The 18,506-nt window shown below is 69.7% G+C and carries 14 protein-coding genes; 4 read left to right on the forward strand and 10 right to left on the reverse strand.

Annotated elements, in window-relative coordinates; genetic code table 11:
- Window positions 1-3: 3 nt before the first annotated feature.
- From VHAB30_RS17655 to VHAB30_RS17695, 9 genes are all read right to left on the reverse strand, one after another.
- Window positions 4-924, reverse strand: a complete 921-nt coding sequence (locus VHAB30_RS17655; protein ID WP_070061710.1) for an ABC transporter permease — start codon at window positions 922-924, stop codon at window positions 4-6.
- Window positions 925-927: 3 nt separating this feature from the next.
- Window positions 928-2,091 (reverse strand): ABC transporter permease, encoded by a 1,164-nt coding sequence (locus VHAB30_RS17660; protein WP_062477508.1) that lies wholly within the window; start codon window positions 2,089-2,091, stop codon window positions 928-930.
- Complete coding sequence (locus VHAB30_RS17665) at window positions 2,078-3,625, reverse strand: ABC transporter ATP-binding protein (protein ID WP_095744201.1); 1,548 nt, start codon at window positions 3,623-3,625, stop codon at window positions 2,078-2,080. The genes VHAB30_RS17660 and VHAB30_RS17665 overlap by 14 nt, the downstream gene beginning before the upstream one ends.
- Window positions 3,626-3,724: 99 nt before the next feature.
- Window positions 3,725-5,122: an NCS2 family permease gene (locus VHAB30_RS17670; protein ID WP_062477503.1), complete on the reverse strand. Its 1,398-nt coding sequence runs from the start codon at window positions 5,120-5,122 to the stop codon at window positions 3,725-3,727.
- A 76-nt stretch (window positions 5,123-5,198) separates the two neighbouring features.
- Window positions 5,199-6,194, reverse strand: coding sequence for a LysR family transcriptional regulator (locus VHAB30_RS17675; RefSeq protein WP_235926724.1), 996 nt, complete (start codon window positions 6,192-6,194; stop codon window positions 5,199-5,201).
- Between the two features lie 94 nt (window positions 6,195-6,288).
- The gene (gene xdhB, locus VHAB30_RS17680) at window positions 6,289-8,748 is read right to left on the reverse strand and encodes a xanthine dehydrogenase molybdopterin binding subunit (RefSeq protein ID WP_159277967.1); all 2,460 of its coding nucleotides are present in this window, start codon (window positions 8,746-8,748) and stop codon (window positions 6,289-6,291) included.
- A gap of 2 nt (window positions 8,749-8,750) precedes the next feature.
- Window positions 8,751-10,364, reverse strand: coding sequence for a xanthine dehydrogenase small subunit (gene xdhA, locus VHAB30_RS17685; RefSeq protein ID WP_159277968.1), 1,614 nt, complete (start codon window positions 10,362-10,364; stop codon window positions 8,751-8,753).
- A 186-nt stretch (window positions 10,365-10,550) separates the two neighbouring features.
- Window positions 10,551-11,330 carry a sulfite exporter TauE/SafE family protein gene (locus tag VHAB30_RS17690; RefSeq protein ID WP_159277969.1) on the reverse strand — a complete coding sequence of 260 codons (780 nt, stop codon included), beginning with the start codon at window positions 11,328-11,330 and terminating at the stop codon, window positions 10,551-10,553.
- Between the two features lie 267 nt (window positions 11,331-11,597).
- Window positions 11,598-12,512 (reverse strand): LysR family transcriptional regulator, encoded by a 915-nt coding sequence (locus VHAB30_RS17695; RefSeq protein ID WP_159277970.1) that lies wholly within the window; start codon window positions 12,510-12,512, stop codon window positions 11,598-11,600.
- 87 nt (window positions 12,513-12,599) lie between these two features.
- Between VHAB30_RS17695 and VHAB30_RS17700 the strand changes: the two genes are divergently transcribed.
- From VHAB30_RS17700 to VHAB30_RS17715, 4 genes are read left to right on the forward strand one after another with little or no spacing between them, the layout of a single operon-like run.
- Entirely contained in the window at window positions 12,600-14,759 is a 2,160-nt protein-coding gene (locus VHAB30_RS17700; protein ID WP_159277971.1) for a thiamine pyrophosphate-dependent enzyme, read from the forward strand.
- Window positions 14,760-14,776: 17 nt separating this feature from the next.
- Window positions 14,777-16,399, forward strand: coding sequence for an indolepyruvate oxidoreductase subunit beta family protein (locus VHAB30_RS17705; protein WP_159277972.1), 1,623 nt, complete (start codon window positions 14,777-14,779; stop codon window positions 16,397-16,399).
- A gap of 14 nt (window positions 16,400-16,413) precedes the next feature.
- Entirely contained in the window at window positions 16,414-17,403 is a 990-nt protein-coding gene (locus tag VHAB30_RS17710; protein WP_062480862.1) for a Bug family tripartite tricarboxylate transporter substrate binding protein, read from the forward strand.
- Window positions 17,404-17,423: 20 nt separating this feature from the next.
- On the forward strand, window positions 17,424-17,870 hold the full coding sequence (locus VHAB30_RS17715; RefSeq protein ID WP_159277973.1) for an acyl-CoA thioesterase: 447 nt from the start codon (window positions 17,424-17,426) through the stop codon (window positions 17,868-17,870).
- A 15-nt stretch (window positions 17,871-17,885) separates the two neighbouring features.
- Here VHAB30_RS17715 and VHAB30_RS17720 read toward each other — a convergent pair whose 3' ends face one another.
- Window positions 17,886-18,362: a low molecular weight protein-tyrosine-phosphatase gene (locus VHAB30_RS17720; RefSeq protein WP_095946752.1), complete on the reverse strand. Its 477-nt coding sequence runs from the start codon at window positions 18,360-18,362 to the stop codon at window positions 17,886-17,888.
- Window positions 18,363-18,506 lie beyond the last annotated feature (144 nt).

Below are 18,506 nucleotides of genomic sequence, written 5' to 3' on the forward strand. Positions count from 1 at the left end.
CGATTATGAGCCGGGGTAGAACGGTTTCCCCATCGATGCCGGCATGTTGATGCGGATGAAGGCGGGGTTGCGCGAGATCAGCGCCAGCACCACGATCGGCGCGATGTACTGGGCCATGCTGAGGAACTGCGAGGGCACGTCGACGCCGCTGCTTTGCAGGTGGAAACCCAGCATCGAGACGCCGCCGAACAGGTAGGCGCCGAGCAGCACGCGGATCGGGCGCCAGGTGGCGAAGGTGGTCAGCGCCAGCGCGATCCAGCCGCGGCCGGCGACCATGCCCTCGACCCACAGCGGCGTGTACACGGTCGACAGGTACGCGCCCGCCAGGCCGCACAGCGCGCCGCCCGCGATCACCGCCAGGAAGCGGATGCGCCGCACCGGGTAGCCCAGCGCATGCGCCGACTCGGGCGACTCGCCCACCGAGCGCAGCACGAGGCCGGCGCGGGTGCGGTACAGGAACCAGATGAGCCCGATGGTCAGCAGCACGGCCACGTACACCATCGGGTGGTGCCGGAACAGCGCCGGGCCGGCCAGCGGAATGTCGGCCAGCACGGGAATGGCAAAGGGCGTGCTCTCGGGCAGCTTGGCCTGCACGAAGCTGATGCCCGCGAAGGCCGAGAAGCCGACGCCGAACAGGCTCAGCGCGAGCCCCGTGGCGTACTGGTTGGTGTTGAGCCAGATCACGAGCACGCCGAAGAACGCGGCGAGCAGCGCACCGGCCGCCATGCCGGCCAGGAAGCCGAGCCAGGGGTTGTGCGTGATGACCACCGTCGCGAAGCCCGCGATGGCGGCGCACAGCATCATGCCCTCGGCGCCGAGGTTGACGACGCCGGCCTTCTCGTTGATCAACAGGCCCAGCGCCGCGATGGCGAGCACGGTGCCCGCGCTCAGGGTCGAGCCCAAGAGGAGTGCGTAGCTTTCCATGGTTCAGAGACCCCCTTCGGTAGCACGCGCGGTCGGCGCAACGGGCGCGGTCGGCGCGGTGATCGGCGTGCTGACCTGCAGCGAGCTCGTGGTCAGCGTCGCGGCCTTGGCGCCGGCCTTGCGGCGGATGCGGTAGGCGATGAGCGTGTCGCAGGCCAGGAGCGTGAACAGCAGCAGGCCCTGGAACACGCCGGTGAGCGACTTGGGCAGGCCCAGGCGCGACTGCGCGAGCTCGCCGCCGATGTAGAACATGCTCATCAGGATGGCCGAGAAGATCATGCCCACCGGGTGCAGCCGCCCGACGAAGGCCACGATGATGGCCGCGAAGCCGTAGCCTGCGGGCACATAAGGCGTGAGCTGGCCGATGGGGCCCGCCACTTCGAGCGCCCCCGCCAGGCCGGCCGCGCCGCCCGAGGTGAGCAGCGCGATCCACACCGCGCGGCGTGCCGAGAAGCCGGCATAGCGCGCCGCCGCGGGCGCCAGCCCGCCGACCTGCTGCGCGAAGCCCGCGCGCGTGCGGAACAGGAACACCCACAGCGCGCCCGCGCCGACCAGCGCGATGATCAGCCCGATCGACACGCGCGAGCCCTTCATGAGCCGCGGGATCTGCGTCACCGCCTCGAAGGTCTTGGTCTGCGGGAAGTTGTAGCCCTGCGGATCTTTCCAGGGGCCGAAGACCAGGTAGCTCAGCATCAGCGTGGCCACGTAGACCAGCATCAGGCTCACGAGGATTTCGTTGGCGTTGAACTTGTCGCGCAGGAACGCGACGATGCCCGCCCACACCATGCCACCCAGAATGCCCGCCAGCAGGATGGCCACGACGATCCAGCTGCCGGTGCTCTTGTCGGCCAAGAGCGCCACGCCGCCCGCCGCGATGGCGCCGCAGACGAACTGCCCTTCGGCGCCGATGTTCCAGACGTTGGAGCGAAAGCACACAGCCAGGCCGAGCGCAATGATGAGCAGCGGCGTGGCCTTCACCATCAGCTCGCCGATGGCATAGCCGCTCTTGATCGGTTCGTAGAAGAACACCTGCAGGCCCTTGACCGGGTCCTTGCCGAGCGCGGCGAACAGCGCCACGCCGATGAGCACGGTGATCAGCAGCGCCAGGATCGGCGAGCCATAGCTCCAGAAGCGCGACAGCTCCGGGCGGGGTTCAAGCTTGAGCATGCGCGCCCTCCTTCTTGTTGTTCTGGTGGGGCTGTGCCTGCGGCCACAGGCCGCTCATCCACTCGCCGATCTGCGGCAGCGTGGCCGCGGCGCGGTCGATCGAGGGCGACAGCCGCCCCTTGGCGATCACGTGCAGCCGGTCGCAGATGTTGAACAGCTCGTCCAGTTCCTCGCTGATCACGAGCACGGCGCAGCCGGCATCGCGCAGCGCGAGGATCTCGGCATGGATGAGCGCGGCCGCGCCCACGTCCACGCCCCAGGTCGGCTGCGAGACGATGAAGAGCTTGGGGTTGGCGTCGATCTCGCGACCGACGATGAATTTCTGCAGGTTGCCGCCCGACAGCGAGCGCGCCGCCGCGCCCGGGCCGCCGGCCTTCACCTTGAAGCGATCGATGATGGAACGCGCCTGCTTGTCGAGCTCGGCGGTGCGAATCCACCCGCCCTTGCCCACCGCGTTGCTGCGCGTGAGCAGCAGGTTGTGCGCCAGGCCCAGCGTGGGCACGGCGCCGCGCCCCAGCCGCTCCTCGGGCACGAAATGCAGGCCCAGCGCACGCCGCGCGCGCGGGCGCAACCGGCCGGCCGGCTGGTCGAACACGCGCACCATGGCGGGCTCGGCGCGCACGTCCTCGCCCGAGAGCGTGTACAGCAGTTCCTTCTGGCCGTTGCCCGAGACACCGGCGATGCCCACGACCTCGCCCGCGCGCACGTCGAACGAGATGCCGTCCAGGTCGACGCCGAACTGGTCTTCGCGCGCCAGCTTCAGGCCCTGCACGCGCAGCGCCACCGCGCCGGCATGCAGCGGGCGGTGCTGCAGCGGCGGCGGCTCGCTGCCGATCATCAGGCGCGAGAGCGATTCGGTGCTCTCGTTGCGCGGGTTGCACACGCCCGTGACCTTGCCGCCGCGCAGCACGGTGCAGGCCGTGCACAGCTCCTGGATCTCGTGCAGCTTGTGGCTGATGTACAGGATGCTGCAGCCTTCCGAGGCCAGCTTGTTCAGCACGCCGAACAGGCGGATCACGGCCTGCGGCGTGAGCACCGAGGTCGGCTCGTCCAGGATCAGCAGCTTGGGGTTGGTGAGCAGCGCGCGGATGATCTCCACCCGCTGCATCTCGCCCACCGACAGCGTGTGCACGGGGCGCGAGGGGTCGATGTCCAGCCCGTATTCGCTCGCCTTGGCCGTGATGCTGCGGGCCACCTCGGCCAGCGCGAGCGACTTGTCCAGGCCCAGCCAGACGTTCTCGGCCACGGTGAGCGTGTCGAACAGGCTGAAGTGCTGGAACACCATGCTGATGCCCAGCGCGCGCGCCTGCTGCGGGTTGCGCAGGTTCACCGCCTGGCCGTCGAAGGTGACGGTGCCTTCGTCGGGCTTGACCGAGCCGTAGATGATCTTCATCAGGGTCGATTTGCCCGCGCCGTTCTCTCCGAGCACGGCATGGATTTCGCCGGGCTGCACGGCCAGGGAGATGTCGCTGTTGGCCACCACCGCGGGGTACCGCTTGGTGATGTGCGCCAGCTGGAGTCTGGGGGTTGTCATGCCGGGTTTCGTGGGTTTGTCTCGTTCAACATCAACAAGCGGGGACAGCTATAAGTTTAATAGCGTCCCCGCGACCATCGGCGCCCGACGGCGCGTCCTTCAGTGTCCGCCGATGTAGGCGAACTTGAACAGGAAGATCGCCGCGATCACCCACACCATCGCATGCACTTCCCGTGCCCGGCCGGTGCACAGCTTGAGCACGGCGTAGGTGATGAAGCCGAAGGCCAGGCCATTGGCGATCGAGTAGGTGAAGGGCATGGCCAGCGCCGTGACGGCGGCCGGGATCACCTCGGTGGTGTCTTCCCAGTCGAGCTCGACCAGGTCGCGCAGCATCAGGCAGCCCACGAACAGCAGCGCCGGTGCGGTGGCGTAGGCCGGCACCGAGCCCGCCAGCGGCGAGATCATCAGGCAGGCCAGGAACAGCACCGCCACCACCACGGCCGTGAGGCCGGTGCGGCCACCGGCTTGCACGCCGGCCGCGCTTTCCACGTAGGCCGTGGTGCTCGACGTGCCCAGCAGCGAGCCCGCGAAGATCGCGCCGCTGTCGGCCAGCAGCGCCTTGTTCATGCGCTCCATCTTGCCCGGCACCAGCAGGCCGGCGCGCTTGGCCACGCCCATCAGCGTACCGGTGGCGTCGAACATCTCGACCAGGAAGAACACCAGCACCACGTTCAGGATGCCGCCCTTGAGCGCGCTCAGGATGTCCAGCTGCATGAAGGTGGGCGCGATGGACGGCGGTGCGTCGAACACGCCGTGGAACTTGTTGCCGCCGAAGAAGAACGACAGCACCGTCACCGTGAGGATGCCGATCAGGATGGCGCCGCGCACCTTGAGCCGGTCGAGCGCCACGATCATGAGGAAGCCGATGGTCGCCAGGATCACGGGCGCCGAGTGCAGGTCGCCCAGCGTGACGAAGGTGGCCGGCGAAGCCGCGACCACGCCCGCGCTCTTGAGCGCGATGAGCGCCAGGAACATGCCGATGCCCACGGTGATCGCCGTTCGCAGCGACTGCGGTATGCCCGCGATGAACAGCTCCCGCAACCCGGTGACCGTCACGATCAGGAACAGGCAGCCCGAGATGAACACCGCGCCCAGCGCGGTCTGCCACGTGTAGCCCATGCCGAGCACGACCACGTAGGCGAAGTAGGCGTTCAGGCCCATGCCCGGCGCCATGGCGATCGGGTAGTTGGCGTACAGGCCCATGATCAGCGTGCCGATGGCCGCGATCAGGCAGGTGGCGACGAAGACGGCGCCCTTGGGCATGCCCGCGTCCCCGAGGATCGACGGGTTCACGAAGATGATGTAGGCCATCGTCAGGAAGGTGGTCAGCCCTGCGATGACTTCGGTGCGCACGGTGGTGTTGTGCTCGGTCAGCTTGAAAAAGCGTTCCAGCAGACCGGCGTTGGCCGGTGCGGTGGCCGCACGCAACGGCGCCGCCTCGGTGGCCCCGGCGGCCCGGGGAGTGGTGGCCTTGGGCACCTCTTCATACCTGTTCATTTCGCTTGTCTCCAGCTGTTGTATGTGGCGGTTCGTTCATCGTTGCCTCGGTCGCGACGCCGGCGCGACGGAGGGCTCAGGGAGGATCGGAAAGCGGCTCAACCGGCAGGGTTCGGGCAGTGGCAGCCGGCGCGGCATCGAAGCCGGGGCGCAGCGACGCCGCCACGCCCTTGATGCATTCGCGCAGCCAGCGCGCGGAACTCGACGAATGCGTGCGTTCGTGCCAGAGCTGGTAGTACATGAGGCGCGGCAGCGCGGCCGGGCACTCGAGGATCTTCACGGGCAGCCGTGCGGCGAAGCGCTCGCAGTACTGGCGCCCGGTGGTGAGCACCAGCAGGCTCGAGGCCACCATGTCCGGAATGAGGCTGAAGTGCGCGCAGCGCGCCGTGATGTTGCGCTGCCGCCCCAGCTCGTCGAGCATCTGGTCGATGATGCCGCGCCCTCCCGGGTGCATGGGCGTGGGCGCGATGTGCTCGGCCGCCAGCCAGGTCTCCAGGTCCCACCCGCGCCGCACGGCCGGATGGTCCTGGTTGACCAGCGACACCACCTCGTCGCCGAAGAGGCGCGCCATGTGCAGGTCTTCCGGCGGCTTGAGCCAGTTGCCGATCACCAGGTCGACCTGCCCGAGCGCGAGGTGCCCGTGGTAGTCCGAATCGGGCGAGAGCGCATGGATCTCGATCTGGCACAGCGGCGCCTCGCGCTTGACCTGTGCCACCAACATCGGCAGGAACAGCGGGTCCATGTAGTCGCTGGCCGCGATGCGGAACGTGGTGGCCGCCGACTGCGGCTCGAAGCCGCGCGCATCCGAGAACAGCATCTCGGCCGCCCGCAGGATGCTGGCCGCGGGCTCGATCATGCGCAGCCCCGCGTCGGTGGGCACCATGCCCGAGCCCGAGCGCACCAGCAGCGGGTCGCCCGACAGCTCGCGCAGGCGCTTCAGCGCGGCCGAGACGGCCGGCTGGTACATGCCCAGGCGGATGGCGGCGCGCGAGACGCTGCGGTCGGTCAGCACGGTATGAAGCACCCGAATCAGATGAAGGTCGATCTTGTCGAAAAGCGCCTGGTCTCTCATGGCTGTTCACACCTTTCTTGTCTGTGCGAACAGTTATACAGCGCAGCATTTGGAGAACGGAAGGACGCTCGGACCGTGCGAGCACGGCCGGTGCTCATTCGCCAGAGGCTGCCTGCACCGCGGTCAGGGCGCGGAGGATGGATTCGCTCGTGGCCGGCGCCTTCAGCGGCGGATCGACCCGGTGCCCGCCCGCGGCCGACACGGCATCGCGGATGGCGAAGAACACCGAGAACGGCAGCAACAGCGGCGGTTCGCCCACGGCCTTGCTGCGGTGAATCGAGTCTTCGAAGTTCTGGCCCTCGAACAGGCGCACGTTGAACACCGGCGGGCAGTCGTTGGCCGTCGGGATCTTGTAGGTGCTGGGCGCGTGCGTGGTGAGCTTGCCGCTTTGCGGATGCCACACCAGCTCCTCGGTGGTGAGCCAGCCCATGCCCTGGATGAAGGCGCCCTCGACCTGGCCGATGTCCACGGCCGGGTTCAGCGACTTGCCCGCGTCGTGCAGGATGTCGGCGCGCAAGAGCTTCCATTCGCCGGTGAGCGTGTCGACCACCACCTCGCTCACCGCCGCGCCGTAGGCGTAGTAGTAGAACGGGCGACCCTGCATCTTGTCCTTGTCCCAGCTCAGGCCGGGCGTGGCGTAGAAGCCGTCGGACCACAGCTGCTTGCGGTCGAGGTACGCCTCGCCCACCACGGTGCTGAAGGCCAGCGTGCGGCCGTTCACTTCGACCTGGTCGTTGGCAAAGCGCACGTCGGCGGCGTTGCCGCCATGGCGCTCGGCGGCGCAGGCGGCCAGGCGTTCGCGGATCTGGCGGGCGGCATCCTGCGCGGCCTTGCCGTTCAGGTCGGCGCCGGTCGATGCGGCCGTGGCCGAGGTGTTGGCCACCTTGGTCGTGTCGGTCGCGGTGACGCGCACACGCTCGAAGCTCACGCCCAGCTCGTGCGCCACCACCTGCGCCACCTTGGTGTTCAGGCCCTGGCCCATCTCGGTGCCGCCGTGGTTCACGAGGATCGAGCCGTCGGTGTACACATGCACGAGCGCGCCGGCCTGGTTGAAGTGCTTCACGTTGAACGAGATGCCGAACTTCAGCGGCGCCAGCGCCAGGCCGCGCTTGAGCACCGGGCTCTTCGCGTTGAAGGCGGCGATCTCTTCGCGGCGCAGGCGGTAGTCGCTGGTTTCCTCCAGCTCGGCCACGAGTTCGTGAACGATGTTGTCGGTCACGGTCTGGCGGTACGGCGTGACGTTGTTCTCGCCCTTGCCGTAGAAGTTGACGCGCCGCACGTCGAGCGGGTCGCGCTTCAATTCGCGGGCCACCGAGTCCATGATGTTCTCGATGGCGATGGCGCCCTGCGGGCCGCCGAAGCCGCGGAAGGCCGTGTTGCTCTGCGTGTTGGTCTTGCCCGAGAAGCCGTGCATGCTCACGTTGGGCAGCCAGTAGGCGTTGTCGAAGTGGCACAGCGCGCGCGTCATCACCGGGCCCGACAGGTCGGCCGAATGGCCGGCGCGCGACACCATCGTGATCTCGGCGCCGAGGATGCGGCCCTCGTCGTCGTAGCCCACCTCGTACTCGTACCAGAAGCAGTGGCGACGGCCGGTGATCATGAAGTCGTCGTCGCGGTCCAGGCGCAGCTTCACGGGGCGCTGGAGCTGGCGCGCCGCGATGGCCGCCACGCAGGCGAACAGCGCCGACTGCGATTCCTTGCCGCCGAAGCCGCCGCCCATGCGCCGGCATTCGACGTGCACTTCGTTCGAGGACAGGTGCAGCGCGTGCGCCACCAGGTGCTGCATCTCGCTGGGGTGCTGCGTCGAGCAGTGGATGTGCAGCGTGCCGCCCTCCTTCGGGATGGCGTAGCTGATCTGGCCTTCGAGATAGAACTGTTCCTGCCCGCCCACGTCGAGCGTGGCGCTGTGGCGGTGCGGCGCCTTCGCGATGGCGGCGCGCACGGCGGCCTCGTCGCCGCCGTTGGCGGCCCCGCCGCTGCGCACGATGTGCATCGGCGGCACCACGTACTGGCCGCGCGCATGCGCGTCCTGCGGCGTGATGACGGGCGGCTGCGCCTCGAGGGTGATCGCGTCCTTGGCCTTGGCGGCGGCGCGGCGCGCGGCATCGCGCGTTTCGGCGATCACGGCGAACACGGGCTGGCCGAGGTAGCGGATCTGGCCGCCGTCGTTCACGGGCAGCAGGATCGGGTCGTCATGGATGATCGAGCCGCAGTCGTTGGTGCCGGGGATGTCGTCGGCGGTGAGCACCGCGACCACGCCGGGCATGGCGCGGATCGCGTCGAGCGACAGCGCCGTGACGCGGCCGTTCGCCACCGGCGACAAACCCAGCGCGCAGTGCAGCGTGCCGGCGAGTTCGGGGATGTCGTCGATGTAGGTGGCTTCGCCGGCCACGTGCAGGTGCGCCGACTCGTGCGGGCGGCTGATGCCCACGCGCATGCCGCGGTCGTGCGCCAGCGCTTCGGCGCCCACGTCGATGCGGGCGGCGGTGTTCTTCAGGTAGTCGGCAAAGGCCTCGGCGGGCTGCAGCAGGCGGGCGTCGATGGGTTTGTTCATGGTCAGAGTCCTTCCGCCGCCACCTTGGCAACGACATGAGGCATCACGCTCCAGACGCTGGTTTCCTCGAGGGACAGCGCGTCCTGCGTGCGGGTTTCGAGCCACAGGCGCTGGATCAGGTTCTGCGCCACCTGCAGGCGGTAGTCGGCCGAGGCCCGCATGTCCGAGAGCGGCTTGAAGTCTTGCGCCAGCGCCAGCTTGGCGGTGGCCACGCTGGCCTGCGTCCAGGGCTTGCCCACGAGCGCGGCTTCGGCGTTGGCGGCGCGCTTGACAGTGGCGGCCATGCCGCCGAAGGCCAGGCGCACGGCCTTCACCGTGTCGCTGCCGGCTTCCAGTTCGATCGCGAAGCCCGCGCACAGCGCCGAGATGTCGCAGTCGAAGCGCTTGCTGATCTTGTAGGCGCGCACCTGACGACGCATGGCGGCCAGCGGCACGGCCAAGCCCTGCACGAACTCGCCGGGCTGCAGCTCGTTCTTCATGTAGTCGAGGTAGAAGTCGGGCAGCGGCATGCGGCGAACCACATCACCGCGGCGCAGTTCGATCTCGGCGTCGAGCGACATCAGCACCGGCGGCGAGTCGCCGATGGGCGAGCCGTTGGCGACGTTGCCGCCCATGGTGCCGGCGTGGCGGATCGGCGGCGAGGCAAAGCGCAGCCACACGTCGGCCAGGCTGGGCACGCGCTCGACCAGCGCGCCGAAGGCGGCTTCGAGCGAGGCGCCGGCGCCGATGTAGAGCTCGTCGGCGCGCTCTTCCACCGTCTTCATCTCGGCCACGTCGCCGACATAGATGATGTCGCCGAGGTCGCGGAACTGCTTGTTGACCCACAGGCCGACGTCGGTCGAGCCGGCCAGCAGCTGGGCGCGCGGCTTCTGCACGCGCAGCGCGGCGAGCTGGGCGATGGTCTTGGGGGCGTGGAAGTGGTCGATGCGGGCGCCGAGCGGGGCGGCGTAGTCGAGGCCGTCGTTCTTCAGCGCGGTGAGCGCGGCCACCACGGGGGCGGTGTCCAGGCGCACGGCCGGCAGGTCGAACATGCGCTGGCCGGCGTCGAGGATGGGGCGGTAGCCGGTGCAGCGGCACAGGTTGCCCGACAGGTCATCGGCCAGCTGCTGGCGCGTGGGCTGCGTGCCCTCGGCCTGGTGGTGTTCGTAGGTGGCCCACAGCGACATCACGAAGCCCGGCGTGCAGAAGCCGCACTGCGAGCCGTGGCAGTCGACCATGGCCTGCTGCACGGGGTGCAGCGGGTGGACGGCGTGTTTCGCCGGAGCCTCGGCCTTGGGCTTGCACTGCGACGCGCACTGCCCCTTGAGGTCTTCGACCGTGAACAGCGCCTTGCCGTGCAGCGTGGGCAAAAACTGGATGCAGGCGTTGACGGTCTGCAACTGCAGGCCGTCGACCGCGCCGGGTGCGTGGGCGTCGGTGGCCAGCTCGCCGATGACGACGGTGCAGGCACCGCAGTCGCCTTCGTTGCAGCCTTCCTTGGTGCCGGTGCAGCGCGCGTCCTCGCGCAGCCAGTCGAGCACCGAGCGGGTCGGATGGACCCCGCTGACGTCGACGATCTTTCCGCGATGGAAGAAGCGGATCGGTTGAATCGGATTGCTGCTGCTCTCGGTGCTCATGCTTTTTCAGGCTCGTGGGCGGCCCGTCGTGGGCCAGTCATGGACGTTAGCGGCTTGCGTGGGGTCTTGCATACGGGCACGCCCATAACGCGTATGTGAGGGTCGGTATGCCACGTCCGGGGAAACCCTTGGATTGACGCTGCAATTCCCGGGCCACGCCGGAAACCGAGGGTTTTCAGCCGTTTTTCAGCCGTGTGCGATGGCGGTCCAGGCGGTGGCGAGCAGCGTCACGCCGGCCACGAAAAGCAGCCCGGCGACCAGCCATTGCAAGGTGCGCGGCTGCAGCTTGTTCGGCAGACGGTGGTGCAGCCGCGTCGCGGCGTAGACCACGGGCATGGCGCAACCGGCCAGCAGCGCCGAGTGCCACGAGAAATGGCCCGTGGGCACCACGATGACGAGCCGCACGAGCGAGTTGAAGGCGAACATCAGCAGCAGCGCGCGGCGCACGAGTTCGCGGTCCAGCGGCTGGCGGTACATGTGGAAGACGATGGGCGGGCCGGAGGCGGAAAACAGCCCGCCCAGCACGCCCGAGAGCCCGCCGATGAGGGCGAAGCTGGTGCGGCCCGACACAGCCGGCAGCGGCTTGCCCTGCAGCATCAGCAACACCGCGCACACCAGGATCGACACGCCCAGCAAGCCCCGCAGCCACGACACGGCGCTGCCGCTGAGCCACACGAGCAGCATGAGCCCGACGATGACGCCGACGGTGCTGCCGTTGAGCGCGGGCTTCATCAGCTGCCAGGGCACGGGGCCGGGGCGCGCTCGGAAGTAGGTCCAGGCGTTGATGAGGCTCAGCACGGTCGCGGCATTGGCCGCGTCGTTCACGCTGGCGATGTCGAGCACCGACACGAGGCCCAGCAGGATGAGGCTGAACGCAAAGCCCGTGAGGTTCTGCGCGTAGGTGGCCAGGCCCACGCAGGCCATGAAGATCAGGACCGGGACGGCCCCGGAAAGAATCGCTTGCACCGGCGGTGTCGTCAGCGCGCGCCGAAGCCTGCGGGACGGTGGAGGGAGACGGGGGAAAGGGGATGCGGGACGGACATTCGGACGGGGATCGGGGGACGGGGGCGCGAGGCGGGAACGCTTGAGAATAACGCGTGTGTCCGGGGGGCGTGCCCAGGCCACCGGGTACTTCCCTCCGCGAATGTCCCCCGGGCTTCGCCCTCCTCCTTGATTTCGCTGCGGGAAGCACCCAGTGCCCTGGTCACGAGGGGCGCTGCGGGTGTTCGCAGGTCAGCCGCGCTCCGAGAACAACGCCACGATCACCTGCCGCAACCACCGGTTGCCCGGGTCGGCCTCGAAGCGCTTGCTCCAGTGCAGCGACACGGTGAAGTCGCGCAGCGGAAACGGCGGCTCGACGATGGCGTAGCCGCCCTCGGCCGCGAAGCCGCGCGCGATGTTGCGCGGCATCACCACCGCCAGGTCGGTGGCGCGCACGATGGCCGGCAGCACCATGAAGTGCTCCGTCGTCAGGCGCAGGCGGTCTTCGAGGTTCAGCAGCTGCAGGATGCGCAGCGTGTCGGCGTGGGTGCGCACGGCCACGTAGTCGAGCTCGTGCAGCGCCGCGAGCAGCGTCTGGCCGCTGCGCCGGCGCTTCACGAAGGGGTGGTCGTGGCGCAGCAGCACGATGTAGCGGTCTTTCAGCAACTGCGTGCGCTGGGTGTCCTCCACGTGCGGCAAAAAGCCGAAGGCGAAGTCGACCCTGCCGCTGTCCAGCGCGGTGGCGATCTCGCCCGGCGCGAGTGGCATGGTCTCCACGCGCACGCCCGGCGCCAGCTCGCGCAGCCGCGCCATCAGCGCGGGCAGGAAGCGGCCCTCGCCGATGTCGCTCATGTGGATGCGGAACAGCTTGCGCGAGGCGGCCGGGTCGAAGCGCTCGGGCTCGCTCAGTGCCTGCTGCAGCATGGCCAGTGCCGACTGCACGGGCACCGCCAGCCGCTCGGCGCGCGGCGTGGGCGCCACGCCGCCGAGGCTGCGCGTGAACAGCGCGTCGCCCAGCAGCAGGCGCAGCCGCGTGAGGCCGTGGCTGGCCGCCGGCTGGGTGAGGCCCAGGGCCTCGGCGGCGCGGCTCACGTTGCGGGTGCGGTAGACGGCGTCGAACAACCGGAGCAGGTTGAGGTCGACCGAATCAATATGCACCCCATTCATATTCGATAGCTGGCTCATTGCATTGAAGTATGACGCAGGCCCGCCCACACTCCCGCGTTCTCCCCACGACAAGAAGCACGAGACACGATGGAAGTTTCATTCAGCAAGGAAGTGGAAATGCTGCGCCTGGGCGCGGGCGACACCTTCCACGGCGAGGGCATCCTCGCGATCACCAAGGGCCTGCTGCAGTCGGGCGTGGCCTACGTCGGCGGCTACCAGGGCGCGCCGGTGTCGCACCTGCTGGACGTGATGGTGCAGGGCAAGGCCTACATGGACGAGCTGGGCGTGCACGTCGAGGCCTGCTCCAACGAAGCCTCGGCGGCGGCGATGCTCGGCGCGTCCATCCACTACCCGCTGCGCGGCGCCGTGACCTGGAAGTCGATCGTCGGCACCAACGTGGCGGCCGATGCGTTGTCGAACCTGTCGTCGCCGGGCGTGACCGGCGGCGTGCTGATCGTGGTGGGCGAGGACTACGGCGAAGGCGCCAGCGTGATCCAGGAGCGCACGCACGCCTACGCGCTCAAGTCGAGCATGTGCCTGCTCGATCCGCGGCCCGACCTGGGTGTGATGGTGCGCATGGTCGAACAGGGCTTTCAGCTTTCGGAGGCCTCGAACATGCCCTGCCTGATGGAGCTGCGCATCCGCACCTGCCACGTGCGCGGCAGCTTCGACTGCAAGGACAACATCGCACCCGCCGTGTCCACGCGCGCGCTCATGGACGAGCCCGCGGGCTTCGACTACATGCGGCTGGCGCACCCGCCCGTCACCTTCCGCCACGAGAAGCTCAAGGGCGACGAGCGCATGCCGGCCGCGCGCCGCCACATCATCGCCAACGGCCTCAACGAGCTGATGCCCGGCCGGCGCCACCCCGACCTGGGCATCGTGGTGCAGGGCGGGCTGTACAACGCGCTGATCCGCAGCCTGCAGCAGCAGGGCCTGGCCGATGCCTTCGGCGACACCGACATCCCGATCCTGGTGCTCAACGTGACCTACCCGCTGGTGCCCGAGCAGGTGGCCGACTTCTGCGTGGGCAAGCGCGCGGTGCTGGTGGTGGAAGAAGGCCAGCCCGAGTACATCGAGCAGGACATCGCCACGCTGCTGCGCCGGCGCGACATCCAGACCCCGCTGCACGGCAAGGACCTGCTGCCACAGGCCGGCGAGTACGGCGTGGAGGTGCTGTCGGGCGGCCTCGCGGCCTTTGCCGAACGCTACCTCGGCGCGAGCGAAGCCGCCGCCTCGGCGCAGGCCTGGCTGGCCGGCAACCGCGAACGCCGCGAGGCGGTGGCGCGCCGGCTCGACGCACCGTTGCCTAACCGTCCGCCAAGCTTCTGCGTCGGCTGCCCCGAGCGGCCGGTGTTCTCGGCGCTCAAGCTGGCGCAGCAGGAGACGGGGCCGGTGCACATCGCGGCCGACATCGGCTGCCATGCCTTCGGCACCTTCGAGCCCTTCTCGATGGGCCACTCGATCCTCGGCTACGGCATGAGCCTGGCGAGCCGCGCGGGCGTGGCGCCGATGATGAACCGGCGCACGCTGTCGATCATGGGCGACGGCGGCTTCTGGCACAACGGCCTGCTCACGGGCGTGCAGAGCGCGCTGTTCAACGACGACGACGCGGTGCTGCTGATCTTCAAGAACGGCTACACCTCGGCCACCGGCACGCAGGACATCATCTCCACGCCCGACGACGAGATCAAGGAACGCGCCGTCGACAAGCAGCAGAGCCTGGTCGACAAGAACCAGACCATCGAGGCCACGCTGAAGGGCCTGGGCGTGAAGTGGATGCGCACCGTCACCACCTACGACGTGGAGCGCATGCGCAAGACGCTCACCGAGGCGCTCACGAGCGACTTCAACGGACTGAAGGTGGTGATCGCCGAGGGCGAGTGCCAGCTGGAGCGCCAACGCCGCATCAAGCCGTGGATCGCCGGCCTGCTCAAGAAGGGCCAGCGCGTGGTGCGCGTGAAGTACGGCGTCGACGAGGACGTGTGCAACGGCGACCACGCCTGCATCCGCCTGTCGGGCTGCCCCACCCTCACGCTCAAGGACAACCCCGATCCGCTGAAGGTCGACCCGGTGGCCGTGGTCATCGACGGCTGCGTGGGCTGCGGCCTGTGCGGCGCCAACGCGCACGCGGCCACGCTGTGCCCGAGCTTCTACCGCGCCGAGGTGGTGCAGAACCCGAAGTGGCATGAACGCCTGCTGCACGGCCTGCGCAGCGCGATCGTCGGCGCCCTGCGGCCCGCCTGAGAAGAAAGAACAGAGACATGGAACAGAACCGTCCCACCACCCTCCTCGTCTGCGCCCTCGGCGGCGAAGGCGGCGGCGTGCTCACCGAATGGCTGGTCGACGCCGCGCGGCACGCGGGCTACGCGGCGCAGAGCACGTCGATCCCCGGCGTGGCGCAGCGCACCGGCGCCACCACCTACTACCTCGAAGTGTTCCCGGTGCCGATGGCACAACTCGGCGGCCGGCGGCCGGTGTTCAGCCTGGGCCCGGTGCCGGGCGCGCTCGACGCGATCGTCTCGTCGGAGCTGCTGGAGACCACGCGCCAGATCGGCAACGGCATGAGCGCGCCGCTGCGCACGCTGGTCATCAGCTCGTCGGCGCGCGTGCTCACCACGGCCGAGCGCATGGTGCCCGGCGACGGCCGCGCCGACGCGCAGCGCCTGCTGGACGTGGTCAAGGCCTTCAGCCGCGAGCACCACGTGCTCGACATGGGCGCCATGGCGCGCGAGGCCGGCACGGTGGTCAGCGCCGTGATGCTGGGCGCGATCGCGGGCAGCGGCCTGTTCCCGTTTCCGCGCGAGGCCTACGAGCGCGCGGTGCGCGGCGGCGACGCGGTCGCGCCCGACAAGCTCGGCAAGATGGCCGCCGCCAGCCTGCGCGGCTTTGCCGCCGCCTTCGAGGCCGTGCGCGCGCCGCGCGCGCAGGCCGCCTTCGTGCAGGGCGTGCTGGCCGGCGACGACACGCGCGACGCGCCCCCGCCGCCGCAGGCCCTGCCCGACGAGGTGGCGCGCCGCTTTCCGCCGGCCGTGCACGACATGCTCACGCTGGGCCATGCGCGGGTGCGCGACTACCAGGACGGCGCCTACGCCGCGCTGTACGCCGATCGCCTCGCGCGGGTGCTCGAGGCCGAGCGCGCCGCCGATCCGTCGGGTGCGCAGGGCTTCGCGGTCACGCGCGAAATGGCGCGCTGGCTGGCGCTGTGGATGGCCTTCGACGACATCGTGCGCGTGGCCGCGCTCAAGGGCCGCGCCAGCCGCGCACAGCGCGTGCGCCAGGAAGTGCGCGCGGGCGACGACGACCTCGTGAAGGTCTTCGACCACTTCAAGCCCGGCGCGCCCGAGTTCGCGGCGCTGCTGCCGCCGTCGCTCGCGCGCCGCGTGACCGCCTGGGACCGCGCCCGCCAGTCGCGCGGACTCGCGCCGTGGGCGCTGCCGCTGCAGGTGGGCAGCCACTCGGTGCTCGGCATGGCCTCGCTGCGGCTGCTGGCCTCGCTCACCTGGCTGCGCCGGCGCGGCAGCCGTTTTGCCGAAGAGCAGGCGCTGATCGAGCGCTGGCTCGCCGCCGTCGAGACCGGCACGCGCGCGCACTGGGCGCTGGGCCGCGAGCTGGCGCTGTGCGGCCGGCTCATCAAGGGCTACGGCAGCACCAACGAGCGCGGCAAGCACAACCTGCTGCACGTGATCGACGAGCTCGCGGGCCGCGCCACGCTGCAGCCCGCCGCGCGCGCCGAGGCGATCGCCGCGGCCCGCGAGGCCGCGCTCGCGGACGAAGGCGGCAAGGCGCTGGACGCCGCGCTCACGCGCCACGGCGCCGCGCCGCGCCCGGTGCAGGCGCAACCCATCCGCTGGATGAAGCGGCCCAAGACAACGACCACGATCTGAGGAGACAAAGAACCATGACCCCATCCACCCCCGCCTCATCGCGCCGCCTGCTGCTGGCGCTCGCGTTGGCCAGCACCGCCCTGTGCGCGCCCGCCGTGCACGCCGACACCTGGCCCTCCAAGCCCATCAAGGTGATCGTCAACTTCCCGGCCGGCGGCGCGGCCGACCAGCTCGCGCGCGCCGTCTCGCAGCCGCTGCAGGAAGCACTGAAGCAGCCCGTGGTGATCGAGAACCGCGGCGGCGCCAACGGCAACGTCGGCGGCGAGGCCGTGGCGCGCGCGGCAGCCGACGGCTACACGCTGCTCATGAGCTCGGGCGGCATGGTGTCGGTGAACCCGCACCTGTATGCACGCATGAGCTTCGACCCCGCCAAGGACCTGGTGCCCGTGGCCGCGGCCGCGCGCGTGCTGGTGTTTTTGGTCACGCGGCCGTCGCTGCCGCCGACCGACGTGAAGTCGTTCATGGCCTACCTCAAGGCCAACCCCGGCAAGCTCTCGTACGGCTCGCCGGGCAACGGCAGCTCGCCGCACCTGGCGGGCGAGATGTTCAAGAGCCAGGCCGGCCTGTTCGCGCTGCACGTGCCCTACCGCGGCGCGGCGCCCGCCTTGCAGGACCTGCTGGCCGGCCAGATCGACTACGCCTTCGACCCCGGCATTGCCCTGAACCAGGTGCGCGCCGGCAAGCTCAAGCTGCTGGCCGTGGGCAGCCCGCACCGCTCGTCGCAGTTCCCCGACGTGCCCACGCTCGACGAGGCCGGCCTGCGCGGCTTCGACGCCGACACGGTGTTCGGCTTCTATGCCCCGGCCGGCACGCCGCCCGAGGTGGTGGCGCAGCTCAACACGCAGGTCAACCGCGCGCTCGCGCTGCCGGCGGTGAAGGAGCGCATCGCGGCCATCGGCGGCGAGCCGGCACCGGGCACGCCGGCCGACTTCCAGCGCCGTGCGGCAGCCGATTCGCAACGCTTCGGCGCGCTCATCCGCGAGCGCGGCATCAAGGCGGACTGAGCAGCCGGGACAATCGACGGATGAGCAGCACTCCAACTCCCAACGAGGCTTCCGGCAAGGAAGTCGTCTACACCGCACGCGTCGAGTTCGGCGACTGCGACCCGGCCGGCATCGTCTGGTTTCCCAACTTCTTCCGCTGGATCGACGCGGCCTCGCGCCACTTCTTCGCCGAGTGCGGCGTGCCGCGCTGGGAAGAAACGGCCCAGACCCTCGGCGTGATCGGCACGCCGCTGGTCGACACGCACACGCGCTTCGTCAAGGCAGCCAGCTACGGCGACACGCTGCAGATCGCGGTGCGTATCACCGAATGGCGCGACAAGAGCTTCGTGCAGACCTACCGCGTGACGCGCGGCGACGACCTGATCCTCGAATGCGAAGAGGTGCGGATCTTTGCGGCCAAGCGCGAAGGCGGCGGCATCCGCGCGGTGCCGATTCCGCCGACGATCCGGGCGCTCTGCACGGGCTGAAGAAGGCCCGCAGGCTCAGGCCGCGTCGCGACGCAGCTGCGCGAGCAGGCCTTCCACGCCGAGGTCGATCAGGTCGAAGGCCTCGATGAAGGCCTGGTGGCCGCCGTACCACGGGTCGGGCACGTCACCGCCGATGGCATCGGCGAACTCCGAGAGCAGGCGCACCTTGCGCCCCGCATCGGCGGGCGCACGTCGGCGCAGCGCGGCGCAGTGCTGCTGCGTCATGCCGATGAGCCAGTCGAAGCGCTCGAAGTCGGCTGCATGCACCTGGCGTGCGCGGTGCGCGGGCATCGCGATGCCGCGCCGTAGCGCCTCAGCCACCGAGCGCGGATCGGGCGGATTGCCGCGCTCCTCGTCGGAGATGGCGGCGCTGTCGACCTCCACCGCGAAGCCCGCGCGCTGCGCCTTGTGAAGCAGCAATGCGTGCGCGGTCGGCGAGCGGCAGATGTTGCCGGTGCACACGAACAGGATGGCGGGGGTGCTTGGTTTCATGCGCGTCGACTATAGGCACAGGGACAGGCATTCGGCATAGGCCACCCTCCCCCTGGCATCCCCCGGTCAGGGGATGCCACGAGGGAGCGAGGGCGAATCGCACCCCCTCTGTCCAATGGACAGCTCCCATATCTTCGGTATCGC

The sequence above is a fragment of the Variovorax boronicumulans genome, from assembly GCF_009811375.1.
In the GTDB taxonomy this organism is placed as follows: domain Bacteria; phylum Pseudomonadota; class Gammaproteobacteria; order Burkholderiales; family Burkholderiaceae_C; genus Variovorax; species Variovorax boronicumulans.